General features: G+C 68.2%; 26 protein-coding genes. 16 read left to right on the plus strand and 10 right to left on the minus strand.

All coding sequences use genetic code 11. The features are described 5' to 3' along the window. Positions 1–66: 66 nt before the first annotated feature. Positions 67–816 (plus strand): aquaporin Z, encoded by a 750-nt coding sequence (aqpZ, locus tag DIR46_RS24890; RefSeq protein ID WP_109347631.1) that lies wholly within the window; start codon positions 67–69, stop codon positions 814–816. A 238-nt stretch (positions 817–1,054) separates the two neighbouring features. Further along, on the plus strand, positions 1,055–1,960 hold the full coding sequence (locus DIR46_RS24895; protein WP_229446404.1) for a PLP-dependent cysteine synthase family protein: 906 nt from the start codon (positions 1,055–1,057) through the stop codon (positions 1,958–1,960). On the opposite strand, the gene DIR46_RS24900 is transcribed toward DIR46_RS24895, so the two are convergent. From DIR46_RS24900 to DIR46_RS24910, 3 genes are all read right to left on the minus strand, one after another. Next, complete coding sequence (locus tag DIR46_RS24900; RefSeq protein ID WP_109347633.1) at positions 1,957–2,655, minus strand: trimeric intracellular cation channel family protein; 699 nt, start codon at positions 2,653–2,655, stop codon at positions 1,957–1,959. The two genes, DIR46_RS24895 and DIR46_RS24900, sit on opposite strands and share 4 nt — an antisense overlap. A gap of 84 nt (positions 2,656–2,739) precedes the next feature. Beyond that, a complete protein-coding gene (locus DIR46_RS24905; RefSeq protein ID WP_109347634.1) occupies positions 2,740–4,182 on the minus strand; it encodes a catalase in 1,443 nt (480 codons plus the stop codon). A gap of 36 nt (positions 4,183–4,218) precedes the next feature. Next, a complete protein-coding gene (locus tag DIR46_RS24910) occupies positions 4,219–5,043 on the minus strand; it encodes an alpha/beta fold hydrolase (RefSeq protein WP_109347635.1) in 825 nt (274 codons plus the stop codon). Positions 5,044–5,354: 311 nt separating this feature from the next. On the opposite strand from DIR46_RS24910, the gene DIR46_RS24915 reads away from it, so the two are divergent. Both DIR46_RS24915 and DIR46_RS24920 read left to right on the plus strand, forming a co-directional pair. Beyond that, positions 5,355–7,196, plus strand: coding sequence for an ATP-binding protein (locus DIR46_RS24915; protein ID WP_162819636.1), 1,842 nt, complete (start codon positions 5,355–5,357; stop codon positions 7,194–7,196). A 47-nt stretch (positions 7,197–7,243) separates the two neighbouring features. Then, positions 7,244–8,563 carry an ATP-binding protein gene (locus tag DIR46_RS24920; protein WP_109347637.1) on the plus strand — a complete coding sequence of 440 codons (1,320 nt, stop codon included), beginning with the start codon at positions 7,244–7,246 and terminating at the stop codon, positions 8,561–8,563. Here DIR46_RS24920 and DIR46_RS24925 read toward each other — a convergent pair. From DIR46_RS24925 to DIR46_RS24930, 3 genes are read right to left on the minus strand one after another with little or no spacing between them, the layout of a single operon-like run. Beyond that, entirely contained in the window at positions 8,550–9,101 is a 552-nt protein-coding gene (locus tag DIR46_RS24925) for a cysteine hydrolase family protein (protein WP_109347638.1), read from the minus strand. The genes DIR46_RS24920 and DIR46_RS24925 overlap by 14 nt on opposite strands. Further along, positions 9,098–9,232, minus strand: coding sequence for a hypothetical protein (locus DIR46_RS27660; RefSeq protein ID WP_282433165.1), 135 nt, complete (start codon positions 9,230–9,232; stop codon positions 9,098–9,100). Before DIR46_RS27660 ends, DIR46_RS24925 begins: the two co-directional genes overlap by 4 nt. 55 nt (positions 9,233–9,287) lie before the next feature. Then, positions 9,288–10,052 carry a hypothetical protein gene (locus tag DIR46_RS24930; RefSeq protein ID WP_109347639.1) on the minus strand — a complete coding sequence of 255 codons (765 nt, stop codon included), beginning with the start codon at positions 10,050–10,052 and terminating at the stop codon, positions 9,288–9,290. A 279-nt stretch (positions 10,053–10,331) separates the two neighbouring features. Between DIR46_RS24930 and DIR46_RS24935 the strand changes: the two genes are divergently transcribed. The 5 genes from DIR46_RS24935 to DIR46_RS24955 all read left to right on the plus strand — a co-directional run bounded on the left by DIR46_RS24935 (position 10,332) and on the right by DIR46_RS24955 (position 15,363). Continuing rightward, the gene (locus DIR46_RS24935) at positions 10,332–11,036 is read left to right on the plus strand and encodes an SDR family oxidoreductase (RefSeq protein WP_109347640.1); all 705 of its coding nucleotides are present in this window, start codon (positions 10,332–10,334) and stop codon (positions 11,034–11,036) included. Between the two features lie 122 nt (positions 11,037–11,158). After that, complete coding sequence (locus DIR46_RS24940) at positions 11,159–11,377, plus strand: hypothetical protein (protein ID WP_109347641.1); 219 nt, start codon at positions 11,159–11,161, stop codon at positions 11,375–11,377. Between the two features lie 137 nt (positions 11,378–11,514). Then, positions 11,515–12,054: a 2Fe-2S iron-sulfur cluster-binding protein gene (locus DIR46_RS24945; protein ID WP_109347642.1), complete on the plus strand. Its 540-nt coding sequence runs from the start codon at positions 11,515–11,517 to the stop codon at positions 12,052–12,054. Then, positions 12,051–13,037 (plus strand): FAD binding domain-containing protein, encoded by a 987-nt coding sequence (locus tag DIR46_RS24950; RefSeq protein ID WP_109347643.1) that lies wholly within the window; start codon positions 12,051–12,053, stop codon positions 13,035–13,037. Before DIR46_RS24945 ends, DIR46_RS24950 begins: the two co-directional genes overlap by 4 nt. A 10-nt stretch (positions 13,038–13,047) precedes the next feature. Next, positions 13,048–15,363, plus strand: a complete 2,316-nt coding sequence (locus DIR46_RS24955; protein WP_205289042.1) for a xanthine dehydrogenase family protein molybdopterin-binding subunit — start codon at positions 13,048–13,050, stop codon at positions 15,361–15,363. Positions 15,364–15,414: 51 nt separating this feature from the next. On the opposite strand, the gene DIR46_RS24960 is transcribed toward DIR46_RS24955, so the two are convergent. From DIR46_RS24960 to DIR46_RS24975, 4 genes are read right to left on the minus strand one after another with little or no spacing between them, the layout of a single operon-like run. After that, positions 15,415–16,398 carry a VWA domain-containing protein gene (locus DIR46_RS24960; protein WP_109347644.1) on the minus strand — a complete coding sequence of 328 codons (984 nt, stop codon included), beginning with the start codon at positions 16,396–16,398 and terminating at the stop codon, positions 15,415–15,417. Then, positions 16,350–16,790 (minus strand): TadE/TadG family type IV pilus assembly protein, encoded by a 441-nt coding sequence (locus DIR46_RS24965; protein WP_109347645.1) that lies wholly within the window; start codon positions 16,788–16,790, stop codon positions 16,350–16,352. The genes DIR46_RS24960 and DIR46_RS24965 overlap by 49 nt, the downstream gene beginning before the upstream one ends. Before the next feature lies 1 nt (position 16,791). Next, complete coding sequence (locus DIR46_RS24970; RefSeq protein WP_162819637.1) at positions 16,792–17,409, minus strand: TadE/TadG family type IV pilus assembly protein; 618 nt, start codon at positions 17,407–17,409, stop codon at positions 16,792–16,794. Between the two features lie 26 nt (positions 17,410–17,435). Further along, on the minus strand, positions 17,436–17,870 hold the full coding sequence (locus tag DIR46_RS24975; protein ID WP_109347647.1) for a TadE/TadG family type IV pilus assembly protein: 435 nt from the start codon (positions 17,868–17,870) through the stop codon (positions 17,436–17,438). 213 nt (positions 17,871–18,083) lie between these two features. On the opposite strand from DIR46_RS24975, the gene DIR46_RS24980 reads away from it, so the two are divergent. The 7 genes from DIR46_RS24980 (at position 18,084) to cpaB (ending at position 23,856) form a co-directional block, all read left to right on the plus strand. Beyond that, positions 18,084–19,721: a sensor histidine kinase gene (locus DIR46_RS24980; RefSeq protein WP_162819638.1), complete on the plus strand. Its 1,638-nt coding sequence runs from the start codon at positions 18,084–18,086 to the stop codon at positions 19,719–19,721. Between the two features lie 24 nt (positions 19,722–19,745). Beyond that, positions 19,746–20,399: a response regulator gene (locus DIR46_RS24985; protein ID WP_109347649.1), complete on the plus strand. Its 654-nt coding sequence runs from the start codon at positions 19,746–19,748 to the stop codon at positions 20,397–20,399. Between the two features lie 216 nt (positions 20,400–20,615). Then, the gene (locus DIR46_RS27665) at positions 20,616–20,750 is read left to right on the plus strand and encodes a hypothetical protein (protein WP_282433166.1); all 135 of its coding nucleotides are present in this window, start codon (positions 20,616–20,618) and stop codon (positions 20,748–20,750) included. A gap of 36 nt (positions 20,751–20,786) precedes the next feature. Continuing rightward, the gene (locus DIR46_RS24990; RefSeq protein WP_109347650.1) at positions 20,787–20,969 is read left to right on the plus strand and encodes a Flp family type IVb pilin; all 183 of its coding nucleotides are present in this window, start codon (positions 20,787–20,789) and stop codon (positions 20,967–20,969) included. 82 nt (positions 20,970–21,051) lie between these two features. After that, a complete protein-coding gene (locus tag DIR46_RS24995) occupies positions 21,052–21,639 on the plus strand; it encodes an A24 family peptidase (protein WP_229446405.1) in 588 nt (195 codons plus the stop codon). Continuing rightward, complete coding sequence (locus DIR46_RS25000) at positions 21,636–23,003, plus strand: DUF8689 domain-containing protein (protein WP_109347651.1); 1,368 nt, start codon at positions 21,636–21,638, stop codon at positions 23,001–23,003. Before DIR46_RS24995 ends, DIR46_RS25000 begins: the two co-directional genes overlap by 4 nt. A gap of 4 nt (positions 23,004–23,007) precedes the next feature. After that, the gene (cpaB, locus tag DIR46_RS25005) at positions 23,008–23,856 is read left to right on the plus strand and encodes a Flp pilus assembly protein CpaB (protein ID WP_370659951.1); all 849 of its coding nucleotides are present in this window, start codon (positions 23,008–23,010) and stop codon (positions 23,854–23,856) included. Positions 23,857–23,865: the final 9 nt, after the last annotated feature.

The raw sequence follows: 23,865 nt of genomic DNA on the forward strand, positions 1-23,865 counted from the left end.
GCCAGCGCAGGATGGCGATCCGCAGGCGCGCGCCGTACGTGCGTCTGGCACGATGGGGAGAACGTCATGTTGAACAAACTATTGGCCGAGTTCATCGGCACATTCTGGCTGGTGCTGGGCGGCTGCGGCAGCGCGGTGCTGGCCGCGACCTTTCCCGAAGTCGGCATCGGCCTGACCGGGGTCTCGCTGGCCTTCGGCCTGACCGTATTGACGGCGGCCTATGCGCTCGGCCCGATCTCGGGCGGCCATTTCAATCCCGCGGTGTCGGTGGGCCTGTGGGCCGGCGGGCGCTTCCCGGCGCGTCACCTGGCGCCCTACGTCGTGGCGCAGGTGGCCGGCGCCGTGCTGGCCGCGGCCCTGATCTATGTGATCGCGAGCGGCAAGGCCGGCTTCGACGTCCAGGCCGGCTTCGCGGCGAATGGCTATGGCGAGCACTCGCCAGGCGGCTATTCGCTCGAGTCGGCCCTCGTGTGCGAACTGGTGATGAGCTTCATGTTCGTGCTGGTGGTGCTGGGCGCGACCCACACGCGGGCGCCGGCCGGCTTCGCCGGCATCGCGATCGGCCTGGCCCTGGCCCTGGTGCACCTGATCAGCATCCCGGTGACGAATACCTCGGTCAATCCGGCGCGCAGCACCGGCCCTGCGCTGTTCGTCGGCGGCTGGGCGGTGGCCCAGCTATGGCTGTTCTGGCTGGCTCCCTTGCTCGGCGGTGCGCTGGCCGGCGTGTTGTACCGCAAAGTGCTGCAGCGCGAACCGGTCGAGCCGCCTGCCGCCGGCCAGCTGGAGCCGGGGCTGGGCTTGGGTGCCCGCACCTGAAGCAAGCACCAGGTGCGGCGCCGGCGCATTGATATCGCTCTACATCTTAAAAAGGATAGCGCAAAAAAATCCCTGACATTGATGCAAATTAACCACTACAATCGTCATGCATCCTGTTATGACGATGCACCCGTCAGCGCCCGCCCTTGTGCGGGCGCTTGTTCGTTGTCCCTCGTATGCAGCTGGCATATCCGGCGCGACGGATATGGCATCGCGGGCCTGTTCGAAAGGAAATGGCGTGCAATCCCACATCAAGTCATCTGTCATGGAAGCGATCGGCAACACCCCGGTGGTCAGGCTCGGCCGCGTATTCCCGCAGGCCAACGTGGTGGCCAAGCTGGAGTTCATGAATCCCGGCGGCAGCATCAAGGACCGCATGGTGAGGGCCATGCTGCGCAAGCTGCCGCCGCAGGCAAAGCGCGTGGTCGAGGCGTCGTCCGGCAACACCGGCGCGGCGCTGGCCATGGCGAGCGCCGTGCTCGGCCTGGATTGCGAGGTCGCCGTCCCGGTCGCCACCAGCCGTGAAAAGATCAGGCGCATCGAAGCCTATGGCGCCACGGTGCGCGTGTGCGACGGCGAGCGTGGTCCCGACTACCAGGAGACGGCCCTGGACATCGCCCGCCAGGGTGGCGCCCACCACCTCGACCAGTACCGCTCGAACCTGAACAGCCAGGCGCATTATGGCGACACCGCGCCCGAACTGTGGTCGCAAATGGAAGGCGAGATCGATGTCTTCGTGTGCGGCGTCGGCTCGGGCGGGACGATCTCGGGCATCGGACGCTACCTGAAGGAGCGCAATCCGGCCATCCGCGTGATCGGGGTCGAGCCGCGCGATTCGGCCTACAGGAAACTGGTGACCGACCTGTCGGCGGGCGGCGAGTTCTCCAGCGCGATCGAAGGCGTCGGCAAGGGCTGTCCGTCTCCCGTGTTCGACCCCGCGGTGGTGGACGACGTGGTCCAGGTGCCGGACGAAGAGGCGCTGGCCTGGATCCACCGCCTGGCGCGCGAGGAGGGCATCCTTGCTGGCGGCTCGAGCGCCTGCGTGGCGGCGGGCATCGCCCGCGTGCTGCCCGAACTGGGCGATGCCCGCGTCGTGACGATCTTCCCGGACTCCGGCGCGTTCTACCTCTCGAAGTACTTCTAACGACCGCCGCGGCCGTCGCGGCCTGCGTCCTGCTCGCCCTCGGTTCCCTCCGGGGCGCGCGCCGTCGGCAAGTGCCAGCCATAGCGGATGGCCGCCAGGCGCAGGCCGAAGCACAGGGCGGCGCCCGCCAGCGCGGTCGGGGTGCTGGGCAGCCCCAGCGCGTCGCCTGCCACCACCACGGTGGCCCCGGCCAGGGCGGCGACGGCGTAGATGTCCGACCTGAACACGGCCGGCACGTTCGACAGCAGCACGTCGCGCGCGACGCCGCCGCCGATGCCGGTCAACATGCCGAGCAGCGCCGCCATCACCGGCTCCAGGCCGAACACCAGGGCCTTCTGGGCGCCGGCGACGCAGAACAGGGCCAGGCCGGCGCCGTCGAACAGCAGTACCGGGTGCCGCAGGCGATGCAGGGCGGGCGACCAGAAGAAGATCGCCACCCCGGCCAGCAGCGACACGCCCAGGTAGCGCCAGTCGGTGAAGGCGGCCGGCGGCGTGGCGCCGATCAGGAGGTCGCGCACGATCCCGCCCGAGGTGGCGGCGACGAAGGACAGCACCAGCACGCCGAACAGGTCGAGCTGGCGCCGCAGGCCGGCGGTGGCGCCGCTCAGGGCGAACACGAAAGTGCCGACCAGGTCGAGCGTCAGCACCAGGGTCTTCATGGCGGCGCCCATGTCGAGGGCGGAAACGGGGAACACGGCTTACCTCTGAACTGAATGGTGCGATCCGCACCGAGGATGCGGATTCTATAGTACCGCGACCGTCCCCGCCGTTTCTGCTGCTCAGGCCCCTTCGCTGCCCTGCATGATGGCGCGCGCCACGCCGTCGCCATAGGCCGGATCGCACATCGTGCAGTTGGCGATGTGGCGCGCCTTGACCTCATCCGAGGCCCCGGCGATCGCCCGCGCCGTGTTCTGGAACAGCGCCTCGCGCTGGGCCGGCGACATCTTCCTGAACAGCAGGGCCGGCTGCGAATAGTAGTCGTCGTCGACCCGGTGGTTCCAGTGGTCGGCGGCGCCTTCGAGCGACAGCGGCGGCTCCCTGAAGTCGGGCTGCTCCTGCCATTCGCCGTGGCGGTTCGGCTGGTAGGGGGTGGCGCCGCCGCGGTTGCCGTCGACCCGCATCGCGCCGTCGCGGTGGTAGCTGTGCACCGGGCAGCGCGGCGCGTTCACCGGGATCTGGTGGTGGTTCACGCCCAGCCGGTAGCGCAGCGCGTCGCCGTAGGAGAACAGGCGGCCCTGCAGCATCTTGTCGGGCGAGAAACCGATGCCCGGCACGACGTGGGCCGGATTGAAGCCGGCCTGCTCGACGTCGGCGAAGTTGTTGTCGGGGTTGCGGTTCAGCTCCAGCACGCCGACTTCGATCAGGGGATAGTCGGCATGCAGCCAGACCTTGGTCAGGTCGAACGGGTTGTACCGGCAGGTGGCCGCTTCTTTCTCGGGCATGATCTGCACGTACAGGGTCCAGCGCGGGAAGTCGCCGGCCTCGATGCTGTCGACCAGGTCGCGCAGGTGGCTTTCGCGGTCGCGGCCGATCAGGGCGCTGGCCTCGAGGTCGCTCAGGTTCTGGATGCCTTGCTGGGTCTTGAGGGTGAACTTGACCCAGAAGCGCTGATTGTCCGCGTTGATGAAGCTGAAGGTATGGCTGCCGAAGCCGTGCATGTGGCGAAAGCTCCTGGGGATGCCGCGGTCGCTCATCACGATCGTCACCTGGTGCAGCGCCTCGGGCAGGCTGGACCAGAAGTCCCAGTTGTTGTCGGCGCTGCGCAGGCCGGTGCTCGGATCGCGCTTGATGGCGTGGTTCAGGTCGGGGAACTTGAGCGGGTCGCGCAGGAAGAACACGGGCGTGTTGTTGCCGACCAGGTCCCAGTTACCCTGTTCGGTATAGAACTTGATCGCGAAGCCGCGGATGTCGCGTTCGGCGTCGGCGGCGCCGCGCTCGCCCGCCACCGTCGAAAATCGCAGGAACAGCTCGGTCTTCTTGCCCACTTCGGAAAACATGCGCGCCTTGGTGTAGCGCGTGATGTCATGGGTCACGGTGAAGGTGCCGAAGGCGCCGCCGCCCTTGGCGTGCATGCGGCGTTCCGGGATCACTTCGCGGTCGAAGTGGGCCAGCTTTTCCAGGAACCACACGTCCTGCAGCAGGGCCGGGCCGCGCGGTCCGGCTGTCATGGTGTTCTGGTTGTCGACCACGGGGGCGCCCGCGGCGGTGGTCAGCTCTTTCATGGCATCGTCCTCTGGTGTGTTTTTTTTGGGGGGAGGTCAGCCGCGGACGAAGGCCAGCATGTCGGCATTGACCTGGTCTTTATGGGTATCGGTCAGGCCGTGCGGCGCGCCCGGATACACGATCAGCTGCGCGTGCGGGACCAGGCGCTTGGAGGCGCGTCCGGCGGCGTCGATCGGCACGATCTGGTCATCGTCGCCGTGGATGATCAGGGTCGGTATGGTGAACTTTTTGAGGTCGTCGGTGAAGTCGGTTTCCGAGAACGCCTTGATCGAGTCGTAGGTGTTCTTGTGGCCACCCAGCATGCCCTGCATCCACCAGGACTGGATCAGCCCTTGCGAGACCTTGGCGCCGGGCCGGTTAAAGCCGTAGAACGGGCCGCTCGGGATGTCCAGGTAGAACTGGGAGCGGTCGGCCAGCTGGGCGGCGCGCAGGCCGTCGAAGACCTCGAGCGGCAGGCCGCCCGGGTTCGCCTCGGTCTTGAGCATCAGCGGCGGCACAGCCGAGATCAGGCCGGCCTTGGCGATGCGCGCGGTGCCGTGGCGGCCGATATAGCGCGCCACTTCGCCGCCGCCCGTCGAGAAGCCGAACAGCACCGCGTCCTTGACGTCCAGGTGTTCCAGCAGCTCGGCCAGGTCGTCGGCGTAATGGTCCATGTCGTTGCCGTCCCATGGCTGGCTCGAGCGGCCGTGACCGCGGCGGTCGTGGGCGATGCAGCGGTAGCCCTGGCCGGCCAAGAAGATCATCTGCGATTCCCAGCTGTCCGCGTTCAAAGGCCAGCCGTGGCAGAACACGATGGGCTGGCCACTGCCCCAGTCCTTGTAATAGAGTTCGACGCCTTCCTTGGTGGTGTAAATGGCCATGCGGGTTTCTCCCTGGAGTGGATGTGGTTGACGAAAAGAGGCGGGCGCCGACTGGCGGTGAGCGCGCCTTCCAGGGTGAGTAGACTCGAATTCACAGCCCGACGACACCTGACAGAAGGAAGAGCCGTCGACCACCCGATCGATACCCCGCTCCCTGCTGCGCACCCGCGGCGGGGCTGTTGCGTCTCTACTTCTTGTCATGAGGCCGGCAAAGATTTAAGGTGGCGGTATCGACGCGCATTACTGGGCGCAATACGGGGCGCAATACGGAGCGCAATACTGAGCGCCATGCCGTGCGCCGCACCGATCGCATGCATACCGATACCTTCACCGCGCCTTCACCACCGCCGTCCGCCGGCATGCAGCACGTCAGGCCGGCGCGGGGCGGGCCCGATTACACCTTCGGGCGCTTCGCGCTGTACCCGGCGCGCAAGCTGCTGATGCACGGCGAGACGCCGGTCCCGCTCGGGGGGCGTGCCTTCGACCTGCTGGTCGCGCTGATCGCGCGCGCTGGCGAAGTGGTCAGCCGCGCCGAACTCGAGCGCACGATCTGGCCCGGCAGCGTGGTCGAGGACAGCTGCCTGCGGGCGCACATCGGGGCGCTGCGCAAGGCGCTGGGCGACGGCCCCGGCGCCTCGCGCTACATCGCCAACGTGCCCGGGCGCGGCTACAGCTTCGTGGCCCCGGTGGTCGCGCTCCGCCTCGATGCCGAAGCCGATACCGTTGCCGCGCCGCCCGCCGGCGCGCGAGCCTTGCCGCTGAGCATGACGAGCGTGCTGGGGCGCGACGACGTGCTCGACCAGCTGCGGGCGCTGCTGCCGCGCCGCCGCCTGGTCACCATCGTCGGCCATGGCGGCGTCGGCAAGACCACGCTGGCGCTGTGCCTGGCCGCCGAGCTGCGGGACGGCTATGCCGACGGCGCCTGTCTCGTCGACCTGGCCCTCCTGAGCAGCGCGATCCAGATCCCCGATGCGCTGGCCGCCAGCCTTGGCCTGGCGCCGGACGGCGAGGGCGTGCGCGCGCTGCTGGAGCGCTGGCTGGCGCCGCGCCGCATGTTGATCGTGCTGGACAACTGCGAGCACCTGATCGAGGCCGCGACCTCGCTCGCCGAATGCCTGCTGCGGCTGGCCCCCGGGATCGACCTCGTCGCCACCAGCCGCGAGCCGCTGGACGCCGACGGGGAGTGGGTGCTGCGACTGGGGCCGCTCGCCTGTCCGCCCGACGACCCCGCCTTGAACCTCGAACAGGCGCTGCGCTATCCAGCCCTGGAGCTGCTGGCCAGCCGGGCCGAGGCCGGCATGGACTCCTTCCGGTTGAGCGAGGCCGAGCTGCCGGCGGCCGTCAGGCTGTGCCGCCGGGTCGACGGCGTGCCGCTGGCGATCGAGTTCGCCGCCGCCCAGGTGGGCCTGCTGGGCGTGGCCGGCGTGGAGGAGCAGCTGGGCGATCGCCTGCGCCTGCTCGGCAGCGGGCGCCGCACCGTGCTGCCGCGCCACCGCAGCTTGCGCGCACTGCTCGACTGGAGCCATGAACTGCTGTCGCCGGACGAACAGTGCGTACTGCGCCGCTGCGCGGTGTTCGCCGGCCCGTTCTCGCTCGAGGCGGCGCTGGCGGTGGTGGGGCCGGGCGCCGCCGGCTGCGTGGACACTTGCCTGCTGAACCTGGTGTCCAAGTCGCTGGTCGCGGCCGACACCGGGGGGCCGGATCCCCGCTTCGTGTTGCTGGAAATCACCCGCGCCTACGCGATCGAACAACTGGCCGGGGATCCCGGGCGCGGCCCGCTGGCGGCGCGCCACGCGCTGTACACCCTGGGCCTGCTGGACGACTGCGAGCGGGCCCGGGACACCCTCGACCATGACGCATGGCTGGCTTGCGCCAGCCATGCGATGGGCAATCTGCGCGCCGCGCTCGACTGGGCCTTCGGACCCGGCGGCGAGCGCGCGCTGGGCGTGCGCCTGATGGCCGCGCCGGCGGTGCTGGGCGCGGGCCTGTTCGGCGAGCGGGAGCTGGAGCGCCACGTGCGCGCGGCGCTGGACGCGATCGACGCCGGGACCATCGCCGACCCGCTCGACGCGGCGCGCCTGCACGCCGCCTTGCTATCGCTGCAAGACTTAGAGGTGACTGCGATTTCACACTTCTTCACATCGGCCTCTTGATCCAAGTCATATGATCTTTATCATAAGATTGACGGGGGAGGTCGGTGATGGAGCGGGAAGGCGAGCTGCTGTTCGGCCCTTTTACGCTGTCACTCGACCGGCGCGAGCTACGCCTTGACGGGCGCGCATTGCCGCTCGGCGCCCGCGCGCTGGAATTGCTGGCGCTGCTGGCCGGGCGCGCCGGCGAGATGGTGGGCAGGGACGAGATCGTGGCTCGCCTGGCGTCCGGCGCCGACATGGATCGGAACCGGCTGCGCGCCCATATCGCCGCCCTGCGCCGCGCGCTCGGGGACGGCAAAAATGGCAGCCGCTACATCGTCAACGTGCTGGGGCGTGGCTATGTGTTCGTCGCCGCCGTGCGCCGGCGCCAGCCGCCCGCCTTGCCGACAATAACGGACCTGCCGGATGGCACCGCGCCGCTGCTGGGCCGCGAGGAGACGGTCGCCTCTCTGGCGCGCCTGGTCGGCGAGCGGCGCCTGGTCTCGGTCGTCGGCGCCGGCGGCCTGGGCAAGAGCGCGCTGGCGCTGGCGGTGGCGCGCCTTGTGGCGCCGCGCTTCGACGGCCGCGTGGCCTGGCTCGACCTGGCGCCGCTGGCCGACTGCGCCCGGTTGACGGATGCGGTGGCGGGCGCCGTGGGTCTGGCGGCGGGCGGCTCGCTCCGCGGCCTGTGCGGCGCCCTGGCGCAGCGGCGCCTGCTGCTGGTGCTGGACAACTGCGGCCACCTCGCCGACGCGGCGGCGCTGCTGGCCGAGGCGCTGCTCGGGGCCGCGCCCCGGCTGCACCTGCTGGCGACCAGCCGCGAGGCGCTGGACCTGCGCGCCGAATGGGTGCACCGGCTGGCGCCGTTGGCCTTGCCGGCGGCGCTGGAACTGTTCGCACTGCGCTGTGGAAGCCAACTCGATCCAGCCGGCCGGACCCAGGCGGCGCAACTGTGCCGCCGGCTGGACTGCAACCCCTTGCTGATCGGCCTGGCCGCGGCGCGCGCCAGGACCGGCGGCATGGCGGCGCTGGCTGGCGGGATCGAGGCGCTGTGCGATCCGGACGCGGAGGAAGACGGCCGGCATCGTTCGGCCGAGGCCGTGCTGGACTGGAGCTGGCGCCTGCTCGCGCCGCGCGAGCGCGCCGTCCTGCACCGCCTGTCGGTGTTCCGCCACAGCTTCACCCTCGACGACGCCGCCCGGGCATGCGCCTGCCCCGAGATCGACGGCGCCGCCGTGAAGTGGTGCATCTCGGGGCTCGTGGCCCGCTCGCTGGTCGAGGCCGATCATGGGCGGCAGGGCGTGCGCTACCGCCTGACGAACGCTACCCGCCATTACGCCGGAGAGGCGGTCGCGCGCGCGCAGGCGCTGGCCATCATGCCGTCGTGACCTCGTCCGTGGCGCGCATGTCGGCGTAGGCGAATCCGAGCGCCGCCATGAAGGCGGCATGGGCGTGCGCCGCCGGCACCCTGACCCTACCGAATTCCAGGTCGCGCGAGGCGCAGGCATCGTGCACCACCGTGACCTTGAAGCCGAAGTCGTTGGCGGCGCGGCTGCAGGCGTCGACGCACATATGGCTCATGGCGCCGCAGATCACGACTTCGTCGACCTCGTGGCCGCGCAGGATGTCCAGCAGCGCGGTATCGCGGAACGAGTTGATGTGGTGCTTGAGCAGCACCGGCTCGCCCTCGATCGGGGCGGCCGACGGGTGGATCGCGGCGCCGCTTGATCCGGGCGCGAAGAACGGCGCGCTGGCGGCGTCGGGGAATTCGTGGCGGATGTGGACGATCGGCGCCCGGCCGGCCCGGTAGTGGCGCAGCAGGCGGCCGACGTTGGCGCTGGCGGCCTCCATGTTCGCCAGCTCCCAGCGGCCGTTTGGAAAATAGTCGTTCTGGACGTCGAGGACGATCAGTGCTTGCTTGCTCATGATGGTTCCTCCTGGTGGTTGTGGTGGTGATGGTGGTGGTGGTCAGGGATGGCGATGGCGGCGAATTGTTCCAGCAGGTGCTCGGTCGCAATCAGCTGGATGCCGCCCGTGCGTGCGCCCTTGAGCGCCACGCGCCAGTTCTCTGTCGTTCATGCTCGCCTCGCTCTGGCGCACGCAGGCGCCGTTCTATTGGTTGACCTTGCCCGGCAGCGTCAGTTTCCCGGACGCGACCTTGAACACGTCCGCGACGCACAGCAGCGGGCTGTGGACGCTGGCATTGACCCGCAGCGCCGCCGTGACGCCGTCGAAGCTCGCCGCCTCGACCACGCCGATGTCGTCGAACGGCACCTTGACCTCGAGCGACTCGGCCTTGAATACCGGGTGCCAGCCGGGGCTGTCGAGCAGGATCGGAAACCCGGGCCAGGTCTTGGGCAGACGCGGCTTGGCGCCCTGGGGGATGTCGACCACCTTCAGCGCATCCTTGCCGCAGGCGTCGTCCCTGGTGAGCACCACCCAGTGCGAGTGCCACAGGTTGCCGTCGTTGCCGGCGTCGCCATCCCCGTTCTCGTCGTACAGCGGCGTGTCGTCGAAGTCGGGGTGGGAGGTGACGGCGAAGGCCAGGATGCCGGCCTTGCTCTCGAATCCGACCACGTAGGGATCGATGGTGGTCGGCCAGACGTAGGAGAACACCGCGCTGCCGCCCAGCTTGCCCGTCCTGGTCGGATAGGTCTTGCCGGCCTTGCCGGATACCGCCACGTGGAAGGTGGCGACGTTGCCCTCGGTGGTGATTTTGGTGTGGACGATGTCGTAGTCGGCCTTGCCGCCCTTGGCGGCAGGGGTCTGGATTCCCCCCGTATGCGGCTTGCCGCCCTGGTGGGCGGCGGCCGTGGAAGCGGCGCCGCTGGCGGCGAGGGTGAGAACGGCGGCGAGGATGGTAGGCGTGGCGGTCATGGAGGCTCCCTGTCGGTGGTGGCGTTGGCGGCGTTGGCTGCGTGCCTGTGCTGCAAACGTCACCGAGCTTAGTCGGGCCGCGGCGCGCTGGTTGTAAAGACGTGTGATGAGATGTGCGGCGCGGACGTGGGCGCAACCAATGGGCGAGATGGGACGGCTTGCGCGGGATCGAACGCACACCATTTCACAAGAATTTACTGTGGCGGGCCGCGGTCTGACCTTAGTATCGATGCATCGCCGGGGGCGGCCGTGCATCCGGCATCCACACAGGAGAGCGCCATGAAGGTCAGGGATTCCGTCGTACTCATCAGCGTGGCGAACCGGGGGCTGGGCCGCGCCTGGGCCAGGCTCCTGCTCGAAGCCGGCGCGCGCAAGGTGTATGCCGGCGCGCGCGATCCGTGCGGCATCGACCTGCCCGGCGTCATTCCCCTCGAGCTCGACATCACACGTCCGGAGCAGGTGCGGCGCGCGGCCGCCGAATGCGGCGACGTGACGCTGCTGGTCAACAATGCCGGCATCGTCCGCGGCGGCCACGTGTTCGACGACGAGGCCGTCGACCGCGCGCGGCAGGAGCTCGAGACCAACCTGTTCGGCACCCTCGCCATGTGCCGCGCCTTCGCGCCCATCCTCGGCGCCAACGGCGGCGGCGCCATCGTCAACGTGTTGTCGGCGCTGAGCTGGATCAGCATCCCGGGCGCCGCCACCTACGGCATGTCGAAGGCGGCGACCTGGTCGATGACCAATGGCGTGCGCCTCGCCCTCAAGCCTCAGGGCACGCAGGTCGTCGGCTTGCACGTGGCGTTCATGGATACCGACATGACCGCCGGCATCGACGCACCGAAGGCGCTGCCGCACGACGTCGTGGCCCAGGTCATCGCCGCCCTCGAGGCGGGACAAGAGGAGGTGCTGGCCGATGCGCTGACGCGCGAGGTCAAGCGCGGCCTGTCGCTCGAGCGCGGCGTGTACCTGGATGTGTTCGGCTGAAACGGGTGACACCGAGGCAGGATGCCAGGGCAGGATCCATCCTGTGCTGGCGCAAGCGCGCGCGGTGCACTACATTGAAACAGGGCGGCGCCGTGGGGGCCGCATCATATGGGAGCGAAACGATGAGCATTTCCAAGCCCGGGGCGAAGCGGCAGGTGAAAGCATCGCGCCGGCGGAAGAGCGGCGACCTGCAGGCGCTCGTGGACCCGCACCAGGAAGCGGCGCTCGACGAAGCGCTTGCCGAATCCTTTCCGGCCAGCGACCCCGTGGCCGTCTCGATCAGCTCGGCCGCTCCGGACGCGAATCGACGCATTGCACGATCCTCCGAATCGCCGTCATGACCCGCAAGCGTGCGCCTTTTCGGCACGGCTGACTCTACACTTGGTACTCGTTATCGGAATACACACGGTCACTTTCCCGCACGATTTCGCCATGACGTTGCAGGCAGGCGGCCGCCACCCGAGAAGGAGTCTCTACCGTGTCGACCACCATCACCATCAACGGAAACGCCGTCGCGCTCCCGGATGACCCGCGCGTGTCCCTGCTCGACTTCCTGCGCGAGCACCTGCACCTCTCCGGCACCAAGAAGGGCTGCGACCAGGGCGCCTGCGGCGCCTGCACCGTGCTGCTCGACGGCGAGCAGCGCATCCTGTCCTGCCTGGCCCTGGCCGTGCAATACCAGGGGCGCGCGATCACCTCGGTCGAGGGGCTGGCCACCGACGGCCAGCTGCACCCGCTGCAACAGTCCTTCATCGAGCATGACGGCTTCCAGTGCGGCTACTGCACGCCAGGCCAGATCTGCTCGGCGCTGGGCATGGAGGCCGAACTGCGGCGCGGCGTGCCGAGCTATGTCACCGAAGACATCGGCGCCGCCTCGATCGCCTGCAGCGAAGACGAGGTGCGCGAGCGCATGAGCGGCAACCTGTGCCGTTGCGGCGCCTACAACGGCATCGTGGCCGCGGTCACCGAACACCATGTGCAACTGCACGGCAAGGCTGCGGCCGGGGAGGCGCCATGAATCCATTCACGTTCGCCCGCGCCCTGGATGCGCAGGACGCCGTGCGCCAGGGCGCGGCGCAGGGCAGCCGCTATCTCGGCGGCGGCACCAACCTGGTCGACCTGATGCGCGAGACCATCGAACGGCCGGCGCAGCTGGTCGACGTCAGCGGCCTGTCGCAGCAGATCGAAGAACGCCCCGACGGTAGCCTGCTGGTCGGCGCCGCCGTCAAGAACACGGCGCTGGCCGAGCACCGCGCGGTGCGCGCCCGCTTTCCGCTGCTGGCGCGCGCCATCGCGTCCGGCGCCTCGGGCCAGATCCGCAATATGGCCACCATGGCCGGCAACGTCCTGCAGCGCACCCGCTGCACCTATTTCTACGACCGCGACGGCGCCCACTGCAACAAGCGCAATCCGGGCGAGGGCTGCGACGCGCTCCAGGGCGTGCACCGCATGCATGCGGTACTGGGGGCCTCGAGCGCCTGCATCGCCACCCATCCGTCGGATATGTGCGTGGCGCTGGCCGCGCTCGAGGCCGTCGTCCATCTGCAGGGCATGGGCGGGACGCGCCAGGTGCCGTTCACCGACTTTCACTTGCTGCCCGAAGACCATCCCGAGCGCGAGACCGTCCTCCAGCCCGGCGAACTGATCACGGCGATCGAGATCCCGGCGCTGGCCTGCGGCGCCAACTCGACCTACCGCAAGGTGCGCGACCGCGCCAGCTATGCCTTCGCCCTGGTGTCGGTGGCGGCCGCGCTGGAGGTGCGGGACGGGATGGTCAGCGACGTGCGGCTGGCGCTGGGCGGCGTCGCGCACAAGCCGTGGCGCGCGGCGACGCTGGAGCAGATGCTGCGTGGCCAACCGGCCGATGCCATCCATTTCGAGGCCGCGGCGCGGGCCGAGATGGCCGATGCCAGGCCCTTGCGCGACAACGCGTTCAAGATCCCGCTGGCCCAGCGCACGATGTTGGCCGTGCTCGACGGGCTGGCCACCGCGCATTCCTGAGGAGGGGAACATGAAGATCGTGCAGAACATCCAGAAGGCCGGCCAGGTGATCATGCAGAAGGCGGTGGCGCTCGCACCGGACCGCTACGGAGCGAAAGGCAAGCCCGATCCCCTGACGTCGAGCGACGATCCGCTGATCGGCGCGCCGGTATCGCGGCTGGACGGTCCCGTCAAGGTGACGGGGGCGGCCAGATATGCCGCCGAGTTCGCGCTGGACGGCATGGTGCATGGGGCCGTCGTGTACAGCACCGTGGCGAAGGGGCGCATCGCCGCCATTGACGTCGCGAAGGCCGAGGCGGCGCCCGGCGTCGTGCTGGTGATGAGCCACCTGAATGCGCCGAAGATGCAGCCGCCGCCGCTCCTGATGCGCGAGCCGCTGGGAGGCAGCGGCGATGCGCTGCCGGTATTCCAGGACGACCGGGTGCACTGGAACGGTCAGCCGGTGGCGCTGGTGCTGGCCGAGACCCGTGAGCAGGCCGATCACGCGGCGTCCCTGGTGCAGGTGCGCTACGACGCCGAGGACGGGGTGACCAGCATGGAAGCCGCGCGCGCGGCCGGGAGCCAGGTGGCCGAATTCATGGGCGCACCGCTGCAGAACGTCATCGGCGACGCCGAGGCCGCGCTGGCGTCGGCGGCGCAGCGGGTCGACCGGGTCTACCGCACCCCGCGCCAGAACCATCACGCGATCGAGCTGCATGCCGTGACGGTCGCATGGGAAGGCGACGTCCTGCGGGTCCACGACTCCACCCAGGGCGTCGTCAACGCCGCCTTCACGCTGGCCCAGGTGTTCGGCATCGCGCAGGAACAGGTGCGCGTGACGTCGCCCTTCGTCGGTGGCGGCTTCGGCGGCAAGCTGGTGTGGCGGCACCACCTGCTGGCCGCCGCCGCGTCGAAAGTGTCCGGCAGGCCGGTGCGCATCATGCTGTCGCGCGAAGGCGTGTGCCGCGCCGTCGGCGGGCGCACGACGACCGAGCAGCGGGTGGCCATCGGCGCCGACCGCGACGGCCGCTTTGTTTCCCTGATCCACAGCGGCGTGGCCGTGATGACCGAATACAATGCCATGCCCGAGCCTTTCATCCATAACGCGCGGGTCCTGTATGCGGCCCCCGCCATGAAGCTCGAGGTGCACAAGGTGACCATGAATATGGTCGCGAACGTCCCGATGCGGGCGCCGGGAGAATCGGTCGGGTCGTTCGCCCTCGAAAGCGCGGTCGACGAGCTGGCCGAGCAGCTGGGCATCGACCCGATCGAGCTGCGCCGGCGCAACGAGCCGGTGCAGGACCCGACCGAAGCAACGCCGTTCTCGTCGCGCCACCTGATCGAGGCCTATCGCGCCGGCGCCCAGGCCTTCGGCTGGCAGGAGCGGCACATGAAGCCCCGCATGCGGCAAGAGGGCGAATGGCTGGTCGGCCTGGGCTGCGCCACCGCGGTGTTTCCCTACTATCGGATGGAAGGCGGTGCGGCCCGCATCGTCCTCGCGCGCGACGGCCATGCGCGGGTGTCGGTCGGCGTGCACGAGATGGGCATGGGCACGGCCACCGCCCAGACCCAGCTGTGCGCGGTGCGCCTGGGTCTGCCGATGGAAAAGGTAAGCTTCGACTATGGCGACTCGGCGCTGCCGGGCGCGGTGCTGGCCGGCGGCTCGCAGCAGACGGCCGTGGTCGCGGCCGCGGTCAAGGCCGCCCACGCGGCGCTGTGCGCCGAGCTGCTCAAGCTGGCCGGTCGCGATTCGCCGCTGGCAGGCTTGAAGCCCGAACAAGTGCGTTCGCGCGACGGCGGCCTGTGCAAGGCCGACGACGCCGAGCGCTGGGAGAGCTACGCCGACATCCTCGCGCGGGCCGGCCGCGACGAGGTGGAGGTGACGGCCAAGGCGCCGCCGTCGCAGGAAAGCGAGCACTGGTCGATGCATTCCTACGGCGCGATCTTCTGCGAGGCGCGGGTCAATGTCGTCACCGGCGAGCCGCGCGTGACGCGCCTGCTCGGTTCCTTCGATTGTGGCCGCATCCTCAACGCCAAGACCGCCGCCAGCCAGCTGCGGGGCGGGATGATCATGGGCCTGGGCGCGGCGCTGATGGAAGCGACGCATGTCGACGAGCGCAACGGGCGTGTGGTCAATGCCAGCCTGTCGGAATACCACGTGCCGGCCCATCTGGACGTGCCGGAGGTCGAGGTGATGTGGCTCGACATTCCCGATCCGCATGCGCCGGCCGGCATGCGCGGGTCGGCGAGATCGGCATCACCGGCACGATGGCCGCGATCGCCAACGCCATCTACAATGCCTGCGGCAAGCGGGTGCGGGAGTTGCCGATCACGCTCGACAAGCTGATGTGATCGGGCGGCGAGGGCGCCCCGGCAGCTTGCGGGGCGCTCCCGGCGCTTATTTGGAGATGCGCAGGATGGCCGAGGCCAGGCGCGAGAAGCAGGGCGTCAGGTCGGCGTCGGTGGCGGCGTAGCAGTACATGCCGACCGGCTGGTTGGCATTCTGGCAGCGCTTCGGTGCATCGACGGCGTTGGCCATGCATTTCAGCACCATCTCGCCGGTATTGGCTGTATCGTGGGCGCCGGTCGACTTCAATGCCGCGCCCATGCCGAGGGTAAACACCACGATGCCCTGGTCACGTACATTCGAGGCGATCGCTTCGGCCAGGTTCCGCGAGGCGAGGTCGACGTTGCGCGAAAACAAAGCCGCGCTACTGATGTCGGCCGTCACTGCGCGCGGTAGGGTTGTCACGATGGGGAATTCACGCTTGGTGATGTCGTCGGGTTTGGCGCCGTCGTTATGGGCGTTATACCAGTCCGGCAGGCGGCGCGCCGTGTAGACGCCGTTGCGCAGCACCCTGCAGTTTTCCTTGACGATGACGTTGTCGCTGTCGTCGAGCTTGCTCAAGCCATACGTGGCGCCGGCAGAATCGATCGTGCCGGCGATGCTCTTGCCAAGCAGGTCCTTGCAGTCGCTGGTATTCGTGAAGGCCAGGAAGGTGCCCAGGGCCGTTGGTGCGCCATCCGAAAAGAACACGATCACGCGCATCGTCGAGCGGTTGGCCAGTGGCACCAGGTTCAACTGCTCGCGCGCATTCCACATGCCTTCCACCGACGCGGTGCCACCCGTGAACGCGTAGCTATTGATCTTGGTAGTCATCAGCGTGCGGTTGAAGCCGCGGGCCGACAGGTTGAATGGGACGTCGGTCTCGGCGCCTGAGGCGAAATGCACGAGCGCCACGCGGTCCTGGGTAACGTTGAACTTGTTCAGGAAGCTCTTGGCCGAGTTGCGCACGGTCGTGGCCGAGGCGCTCAGCGAACCCGAGGTATCGATCACCAACGCCATGTCCAGGTCGTTGCGGATGGTCTGCGCCGCCGCCACCGGGTCAGCGACTCGAATCCTATCACCTGCATGATCGACACCGGCATCTTCGCGTCCGCTTCGACGTCGATGATCGCCTGGCCACCCTTGAAGGTCACGTTCGTGCTCAGGATCCTCGGCGCGGAAAGCAAATAATTGGTGGGAATATTGGCCGCGAAGAAATCGGCCGCCGCGGCGCGCGCGCTGGCGGTCTGCTCCGCCTGGTTGTTGCCGGTCGTAACGGCGCGGGCGCCGGCCAAAGCGGCCGAGTCGACCGCCGCATTCAAACGTGCCTTGATGAGGTAAGCCAGCCCGGCATCGATGGTCAGGCCAACCACGCCGAGGAGGACGAGCATGGCGATCGCCACCATGATGGCGACGACGCCGCGCTGCCGGTGAAGAGTAGGACGCATATCAGAACACACTCATGGAATACAGGTCGGGCCCGAAGGTGGGCAGGGCATCCTTGCGGAAGGTAAACGCGCTCACCAGCATGTCGAATTTATAGAAGGTCTCGACCACGTAGACGATCTCTCCATCGTCGAGCTTGCCCGTCAACACGGCCACGGCGGGCCGCGACGTGCTGCTGATGCTGGAGCACTTGCCGGCGCTGCTCCACGAGCCGCAGGCATAGATCCGGCTGACCGGCTGATAGGCGGTCCGGCGGGCGCCGAGGTTGCGTGCGGCGTCGTCCCAGCGGTACTGGTCCAGCACGACGCTGCGCGTCCCGCCCGTGCCCGTCACGCCCATCACGCGCGTGATGTACAGCATGCCCTGCTGGTTGACGTTCAGCGGCGGCGCGCTTGCCATCACGGCATAGATGACGTCCTGGGCGCCGTCATCGAGATCGGTGCCGCCGCGCGCGACCAGGTTGGCACCCTCGCGCGCGATATTGGTCATGATGATGTTCGCCTGCAGGGCCCGGGCGCCGTCGATGGCGCACAGCGCCAGGATCACCAGCATGGGCAGCAGTAGGGCGAGCTCGACTGCCGCAACGCCGCGCTCGGATTTGCGGAATTTCGGTACAGTCATAACGAATTTGCGCGTTCTAAATTGCGTCATGGAAATATCTCGTTCCGCATCGTGGCCGCGACGGTGAAGCGATAGACGCCGTTGGTGAAAAAGCTCGACAGGATCGGTGTGGTCACCGGCCAGCTGCAGTCGAGCTGGATCACGAGGATATCGCCGGGTGCGCCAAACATGCCCTTGCTGTAAGTCGCGTATTTGGTGCCATTGACCGAGACCTGGGGCGAGGTGCGCTCGAACACCCCCATCGCGTTGTCGCGGATCCTGGCGATGACGACATTGGGATCGGCAGTCTGGCCCGTAATGGCGTAGCGGCCGCCTTCGCGCACCGCATATTGCATGGTCAGGGTCGCGAAGAACATCATGCTCAGTTCGATGATCGCGACCAGGACCAGCAGGAACACCGGTGCGATGATCGCCATCTCGACGATTGTGGCGCCGGATTGACGTCGGGGAAGAGAATACATCGTAATCCAGGAAATTTTACGGAAAGTATGACTTGGCATGCGGTAAGCTTCGGGTGATTCTACAGGGCAAAAATCATTTCCCGCATCGCTTTTAGAAAGGATTCAACGCCCCTGTCGGCGCCGCACAACATGAATTGGCTAGCTAGCATCGTCCCTTCCTTCCTACGTTCACCGGTCCGCGCGCGCGCGGGCCAGTCAAATGCCGAGCAGCGCGTGGCTTCCGCCGACGCCGAGGTGTGGATGGTGTTCGGCATGCGCGTGCTGCTGGCCGTGTCGGCGCTGCTCACCCTGTACATCGGGCCGGGCGGCGTGACGGTGCCGGGCGAATGGACCTGGGCCGTGTTCGCGGCCTATGTCCTGCACAGCCTGACCCTGCTGGCGATCGCCGGCTACCGCGCCGGCTTTTCGCACGGTCCCCTGGTGTACTGGATCGACATCGCCTGGTATGGCCTGATCGTCTGGGCGAGCGGCGGCAGCGCGAGTCCCTTCTTCTCGTTCTTCTTCTTCGCCATCCTGGCCGCCTCGTTCCGCCACGGCTTCGACGCTGGCGCCAAGCTCACCCTCGGTTCGGTCGGCGTGGTGGCGCTATCGGTGCTGGCTGCGCAGGGTCTGGCGTCGCTGCATATCCTGTTGTTGCGCGCGACCTTCGTGCTGGCGCTCGGCTATATGGTCGCGTTCTGGGGCGGGCTGGCGGTCGACCAGCGCCGCCGCCTGGCGCTGCTGCGCGACGTCAGCCGCCTGTCCAATCCGCGCTTCGGCGTCCAGCACACCCTGGATTCGCTGATGGTAAAGATCCTGCGCTTCTATGGCGGCGACAGCTGCGTGCTGCTGATGCAGGACAGCCATGAGCGCTGGGTCATGAGCACCGCCCACCATCCGAAGAGCGGGCGTGCGATCAGCCGCAGCCGGCCGGATGCGGCCGATATCGAGCCGCTGCTCGGGCTCCAGGATGGCGCCACCCTGTTCCAGGCGCCGCCGCGCCACTTCGGCCTGTTCGTGCTGGGTCGCGCCACGGCGCTGCACCAGGGCAAGGACAGGCGCGACTGGCTCAAGGCCGACCCCGGCGCCTGCGGCCACGTCGCCGACCTGCTCGACGCCGGGGGCTATGTCAGCACCTCGCTGCCGCTGCGCAAGGGCAGCGGCCGCATCGTCGTCACCGGCTCCCGGCTCAAGCGCAGCGACGCCAGTTTCCTGAAACATATCGTGCAGCAGGCCTTCCCGGTCATCGAAACCATCGACCTGCTCGACCGCCTGGCGTCGGAAGCGGCCTTCCGCGAGCGCCAGACGATCGCCCGCGACTTGCACGACAGCACGATTCAGCCGTATATTGGCCTGCGCCACGCGGTAGCCGCGATCCGCAACCAGGCCGGGGATGACAGTCCGGTCGCGCCCGAGCTCGACCGCCTGATGGCCATGTGCTCGGGCGTAATCGGCGACATGCGCGACTTCGCCCAGCGTTTTCGCAGCGGGCGCCAGGAAGAACCGGAGCTGCTCATCGCGCTGCGGCGCCAGCTGCACCAGGTCGAGACCTTTTATGGCCTTGACGTGATGCTGGAAATGCATGCTGGCAGCGCCATCAACGACCGCATGGCGGCCGAGGTGTTCCAGATCGTCACTGAGGGCATCAGCAATATTTGCAAGCATACGCGGGCGCGCACGGCCGGCGTGGTGGTCGAAGAAGAGGGCGGCACGCTCGCCATCGATATTTTCAACCCCGCGGCCGTGGCCGGGCAGGCCGCGGCGCCGTTCTTGCCACGCTCGATCGCGGAGCGGGTTCAGGGCCTGGGAGGCAAGCTGGAGGTCGAGGCCGACGGCCGCCAGACCCTGCTGCGCATTCGTATTCCGATCTGAACACCCGACGTTTCAAGGAAAAACATGACCATTCGTATCCTGCTGGTCGACGACCATAAAACCATGTTGTGGGGCCTCGAGCGCCTGATCCAGGCCGAGGGCGATGCCTTCCAGCTGGTCGGCAGCGCCAGCGACGGCATCGAGGCCAGGGCCTTGTGCGCCGAGTTCAGCCCCGACATCGTGCTGCTCGACCTCGACCTCAGAGGCAGCAGCTCGATCGATTTCATTCCGGCGTTGCTGCAGAACGGCACCAGCAAGGTCGTCATCCTGAGCGCCAACCGCGACCAGGCGACGCTGGCGGCGGCGGTCAAGGCCGGCGCCCGCGGGGTAGTCAGCAAGGAGGCGCCGACCGACGATGTGCTGGCGGCCGTACGCAAGGTGCATGGCGGCGAGCTATGGCTCGACCAGACGCTGATGCAGGTCTTGCTGGGACAGCTGGTAGCCCCAAGCCCGAAGGCCGACCCGGAGGCCCAGCGCATCGCCTCGCTGACGGCGCGCGAACGCGAGGTGATCGGCATGATCGTGCAGGGCAAGGGCGCCCTGAACAAGGACCTGGCCGAACGCGCTTTCATCTCGGAGCGCACGCTGCGTAATCATCTGACCACGATCTACCAGAAGCTCGACGTGGCGAATCGCCTCGAGCTGTACGTCTACGCTACAAAGCACGGTCTGTCCTGACCGTCACTCCGCCGGTTCCCTCCCGGACCGCGGCATCCCCCTTGTCATCCCCCTCCCACACGGCGTCTAGGACATATGTCCTAGACCGCCACGGCAAGAAGTCCCCCTCAAAAAGGTAGTTTTGACGGATGGCAACGAAAGTGCCGATCCGTATGATTCAACTCATGCGCTGCGTTTCGTTTCATGCGGAACGGCGGCAAGAGGACAGGAGCGAATGTGTACGACAAGGAAGATAACCCGGAGCAGCATTACGAAAGAAGCGGCAACCCGGCGATGTCGTACCTGGTCCTGAGCGTCCTGCTCGCAGTCGTCTGCTTCATTGCGGCATTGGCCGTGTGGACGAGCGCATAAAAGCCCAACTCATTCATATCACTGAAAGGAACTACCATGAACTTCATCGCCAACCTGATCAAAGAAGAAGACGGCGTCACCGCGATCGAGTACGCACTGATCGCCTCGCTGATCGCCGGCGTCATCATTGCCGCAGTCAGCCTGCTGGGTGGCAACATCAGCACCCTGTTCAATACCCTGGCGGACCGCATTAAGGCCAAGACCCCGACCACCGCTTAATACCTGGCGCTACGGCCGCCCTCGGGTGACCACTGTCCGGCACTAGATTTTCGTGCCGGATTTTTTTTGACCGGAGCCCAACTTGACAAGCCTGCCACATCTGCTGCCGCTCTTGATTCTGCTAGCCCTGCTCGGCGCCGCCGTCTGGCACGACGTGCGCGTGCGCCGCATCCCGAATGCCGTCGTGTTCCCCGGCATGCTCGCGGCTTTCGCGCTGCACGCGATGCTGCCGGCCGGGCAGGGCCTGTTCGCTCCGCAGATGGGCGGCCTGGGCCTGCTGCAGTCGCTGGGCGGTTGGGGCCTGGGCCTGGCGCTGCTGCTGCCGATGTACGCGCTGCGCCTGATGGGCGCCGGCGACGTCAAGCTGCTGGCGATGGTGGGCGCCTTCGTCGGCGCCGGCCAGATCCTGACGGTCGGCCTGATCACCCTGGCGGCCGGCGGCGTGCTGGCGCTGGCCTTCGCCGCCTGGCAAGGCCAGCTGCGCCGCCTGGTGGGCAACGCCTGGCATATGGCGCTGCACAGCGCCTACTCGGCTCTGGCCGGCAGCATCGCCGCACCGGTGACGCCGCCCGAGGCGGCCAGCGGCCGCCTGCCGTACGCGGTGGCGATCGCCGCCGCCACCGTCGGCTGCGTGCTGTGGATTGGCGTGCATGGGGAGTTGCCGCTGTGAGCCAAATCTCGAGCAAGGCCCTGCCGGCCCCGGCGGACGCCCGTGCGCCGCGCACCGTGGAAGATACCGGCCTGCCGTTCCTGTTCCTGGCCGAACTGATCTCGAAAGTGCTGTTCCAGCGCGGCCAGCTGCGCCTGGCCGAACTGGCCAGCCACCTGAAGCTGAACGTCAGCGTCATCGATCCGCTGGTCGCCTTCCTGCGCGCCGAGAAGCTGTGCGAGATCGCGCGGGTGGGAAACAGCGGCACCGACGCCGACCTGTCGTACATCCTGACCGACGCCGGCCGCGCGCGCGCCGCCAACGCGGTCGCCCGCAACGCCTATGCGGGACCGGCGCCGGTGACCCTGGCGGCCTACACCGCCCAGGTGAAAGCGCAGAGCGTGGCGGCGATGCAGGTGACGCGCGGCGCGATGGCGGCGGCCTTCGACGGCGTCGTGGCCAACCCGCTGGTGCTGGACCAGCTGGGCGCAGCGATGAATTCGGGCCGCGCGATTTTCTTGCACGGGCTGGCCGGCAGCGGCAAGACCTATCTGGCCGAGCGCCTGCGCGACCTGCTGGTCGGCACGGTCTCGGTGCCTTACGCCCTGATGGTGGACGGCGAGGTGATTCCCTTCTTCGACGCCGTGCAGCACGTGGCGGCGGACGAAGGCGTAGCGACCGGCCTTGGGCTGGATCGCGGCAGCGCGCCCGACGCGCGCTGGGTGCGCGGCGTGCGCCGTCCGGCGGCGCTGGCCGGCGGCGAGCTGACCCTGGACATGCTGGACCTGCGCTTCGACCCGCACACCCGCCTGTACCAGGCGCCGCCGCACCTGAAGTCGAACAACGGCATCTTCATCATCGACGACCTGGGGCGCCAGCGTTGCACCCCGGAAGCCCTGATGAACCGCTGGATCGTGCCGATGGACCGCAGCGTCGATTACCTGACCCTGCACACCGGCCACAGCTTCCAGATTCCGTTCGACGTGATCGTCGTGTTCTCGTCGAACTTCGTGCCGCAGCGCCTGTCGGACGGCGCATTCCTGCGCCGCCTGGGCTACAAGATCGAGGTGCCGCCAGCGTCGCTTGACGAATACGCGACCCTGTTCCGCCAGGCCTGCGCCTCGGCCGGCGTGGCCTTCGATGGCGCTGCCTTCGACTACCTGCTGGCGCGCCACGGTGAGCGCAAGGTGCCGCTGCTGGCCTGCTACCCGCGCGACCTGGTGCGCCAGTTGCGCGACCTGGCGCGCTACGAGGAACGCGTCCCCATACTCAATCGCCAGACCCTCGACTGGGCCTGGGATAACTATTTCGCCGCCGGCGCCGCCGGCCGCCCCTTGGAGCTTGAGCGCCGCGAACGCGGCGCCGTGGAGTACAACAATGCGTAAATCTGTGACAAGTTCGCGAGCCTTCCTGATCATCGGCGTGGCCATGGCGCTCGCGCTGGGCGCGGTCGTGATGGCCGCCAAGTGGATGGGTGAGCAAGGCCCGTCGGGCACCCGCGTGGTGGTGGCGGTCGCCAACATCAACCAGGGTGCGCGCCTGGCGCCCACCAGCCTGCAGCTGGCCGACTGGCCGGCGACCTCGGTGCCGCCCGGCGCGATCCTTGATCCCAAGTCTCTCGAAGGCCGCGTCGCACGCACCGAAATCCTGGTCGGCGAGCCTGTCACCGAATCGAAACTGGCGCCGAAGGGCACGCTGGGCGGCCTGTCGGCCGTGGTCAGCGCCGGCAAGCGCGCGATGACGGTGCGCGTCAACGACGTGGTCGGCGTGGCCGGCTTCGCGCTGCCCGGCAACTACGTCGACATCCTGGTCAACCTGCAGGCCACCGGCAGCGACCTGGCCGCCTCGCCATCGATCTCGAAGATCGTGCTGGAACGGATCCTGGTGCTGGCCGTGGCCCAGGAATCGACGGTCGACGACAGCAAGCCGCGCGTCGTGAACGCAGTCACCCTGGAGCTGACCCCGGACCAGGTGGAAAAACTCGACCTGGCGCGGTCGATCGGCGAACTGTCGCTGGTGCTGCGCAACCAGGTCGACCCGCAGCCGGCGGCCACCAACGGCGCCACCCGCGAGTCGGTGCTGGGCCTGCCCGAGCGCAGCCAGGCGCCTGCGGTAGCCCACGAACCTGTCCATGATCCGGCGCCCCGTGCTGCTGCTCCGGTGCGCCAGAGCGCCGCGCCACGCAACGACGGTGTGCTCGTCATCCGCGGCCTGGACGCCGCTTCGCAAAGCTTTTAATCGAGATCT

Origin of the sequence: Massilia oculi (assembly GCF_003143515.1) — a bacterium.
GTDB classification, from domain to species: domain Bacteria; phylum Pseudomonadota; class Gammaproteobacteria; order Burkholderiales; family Burkholderiaceae_D; genus Telluria; species Telluria oculi.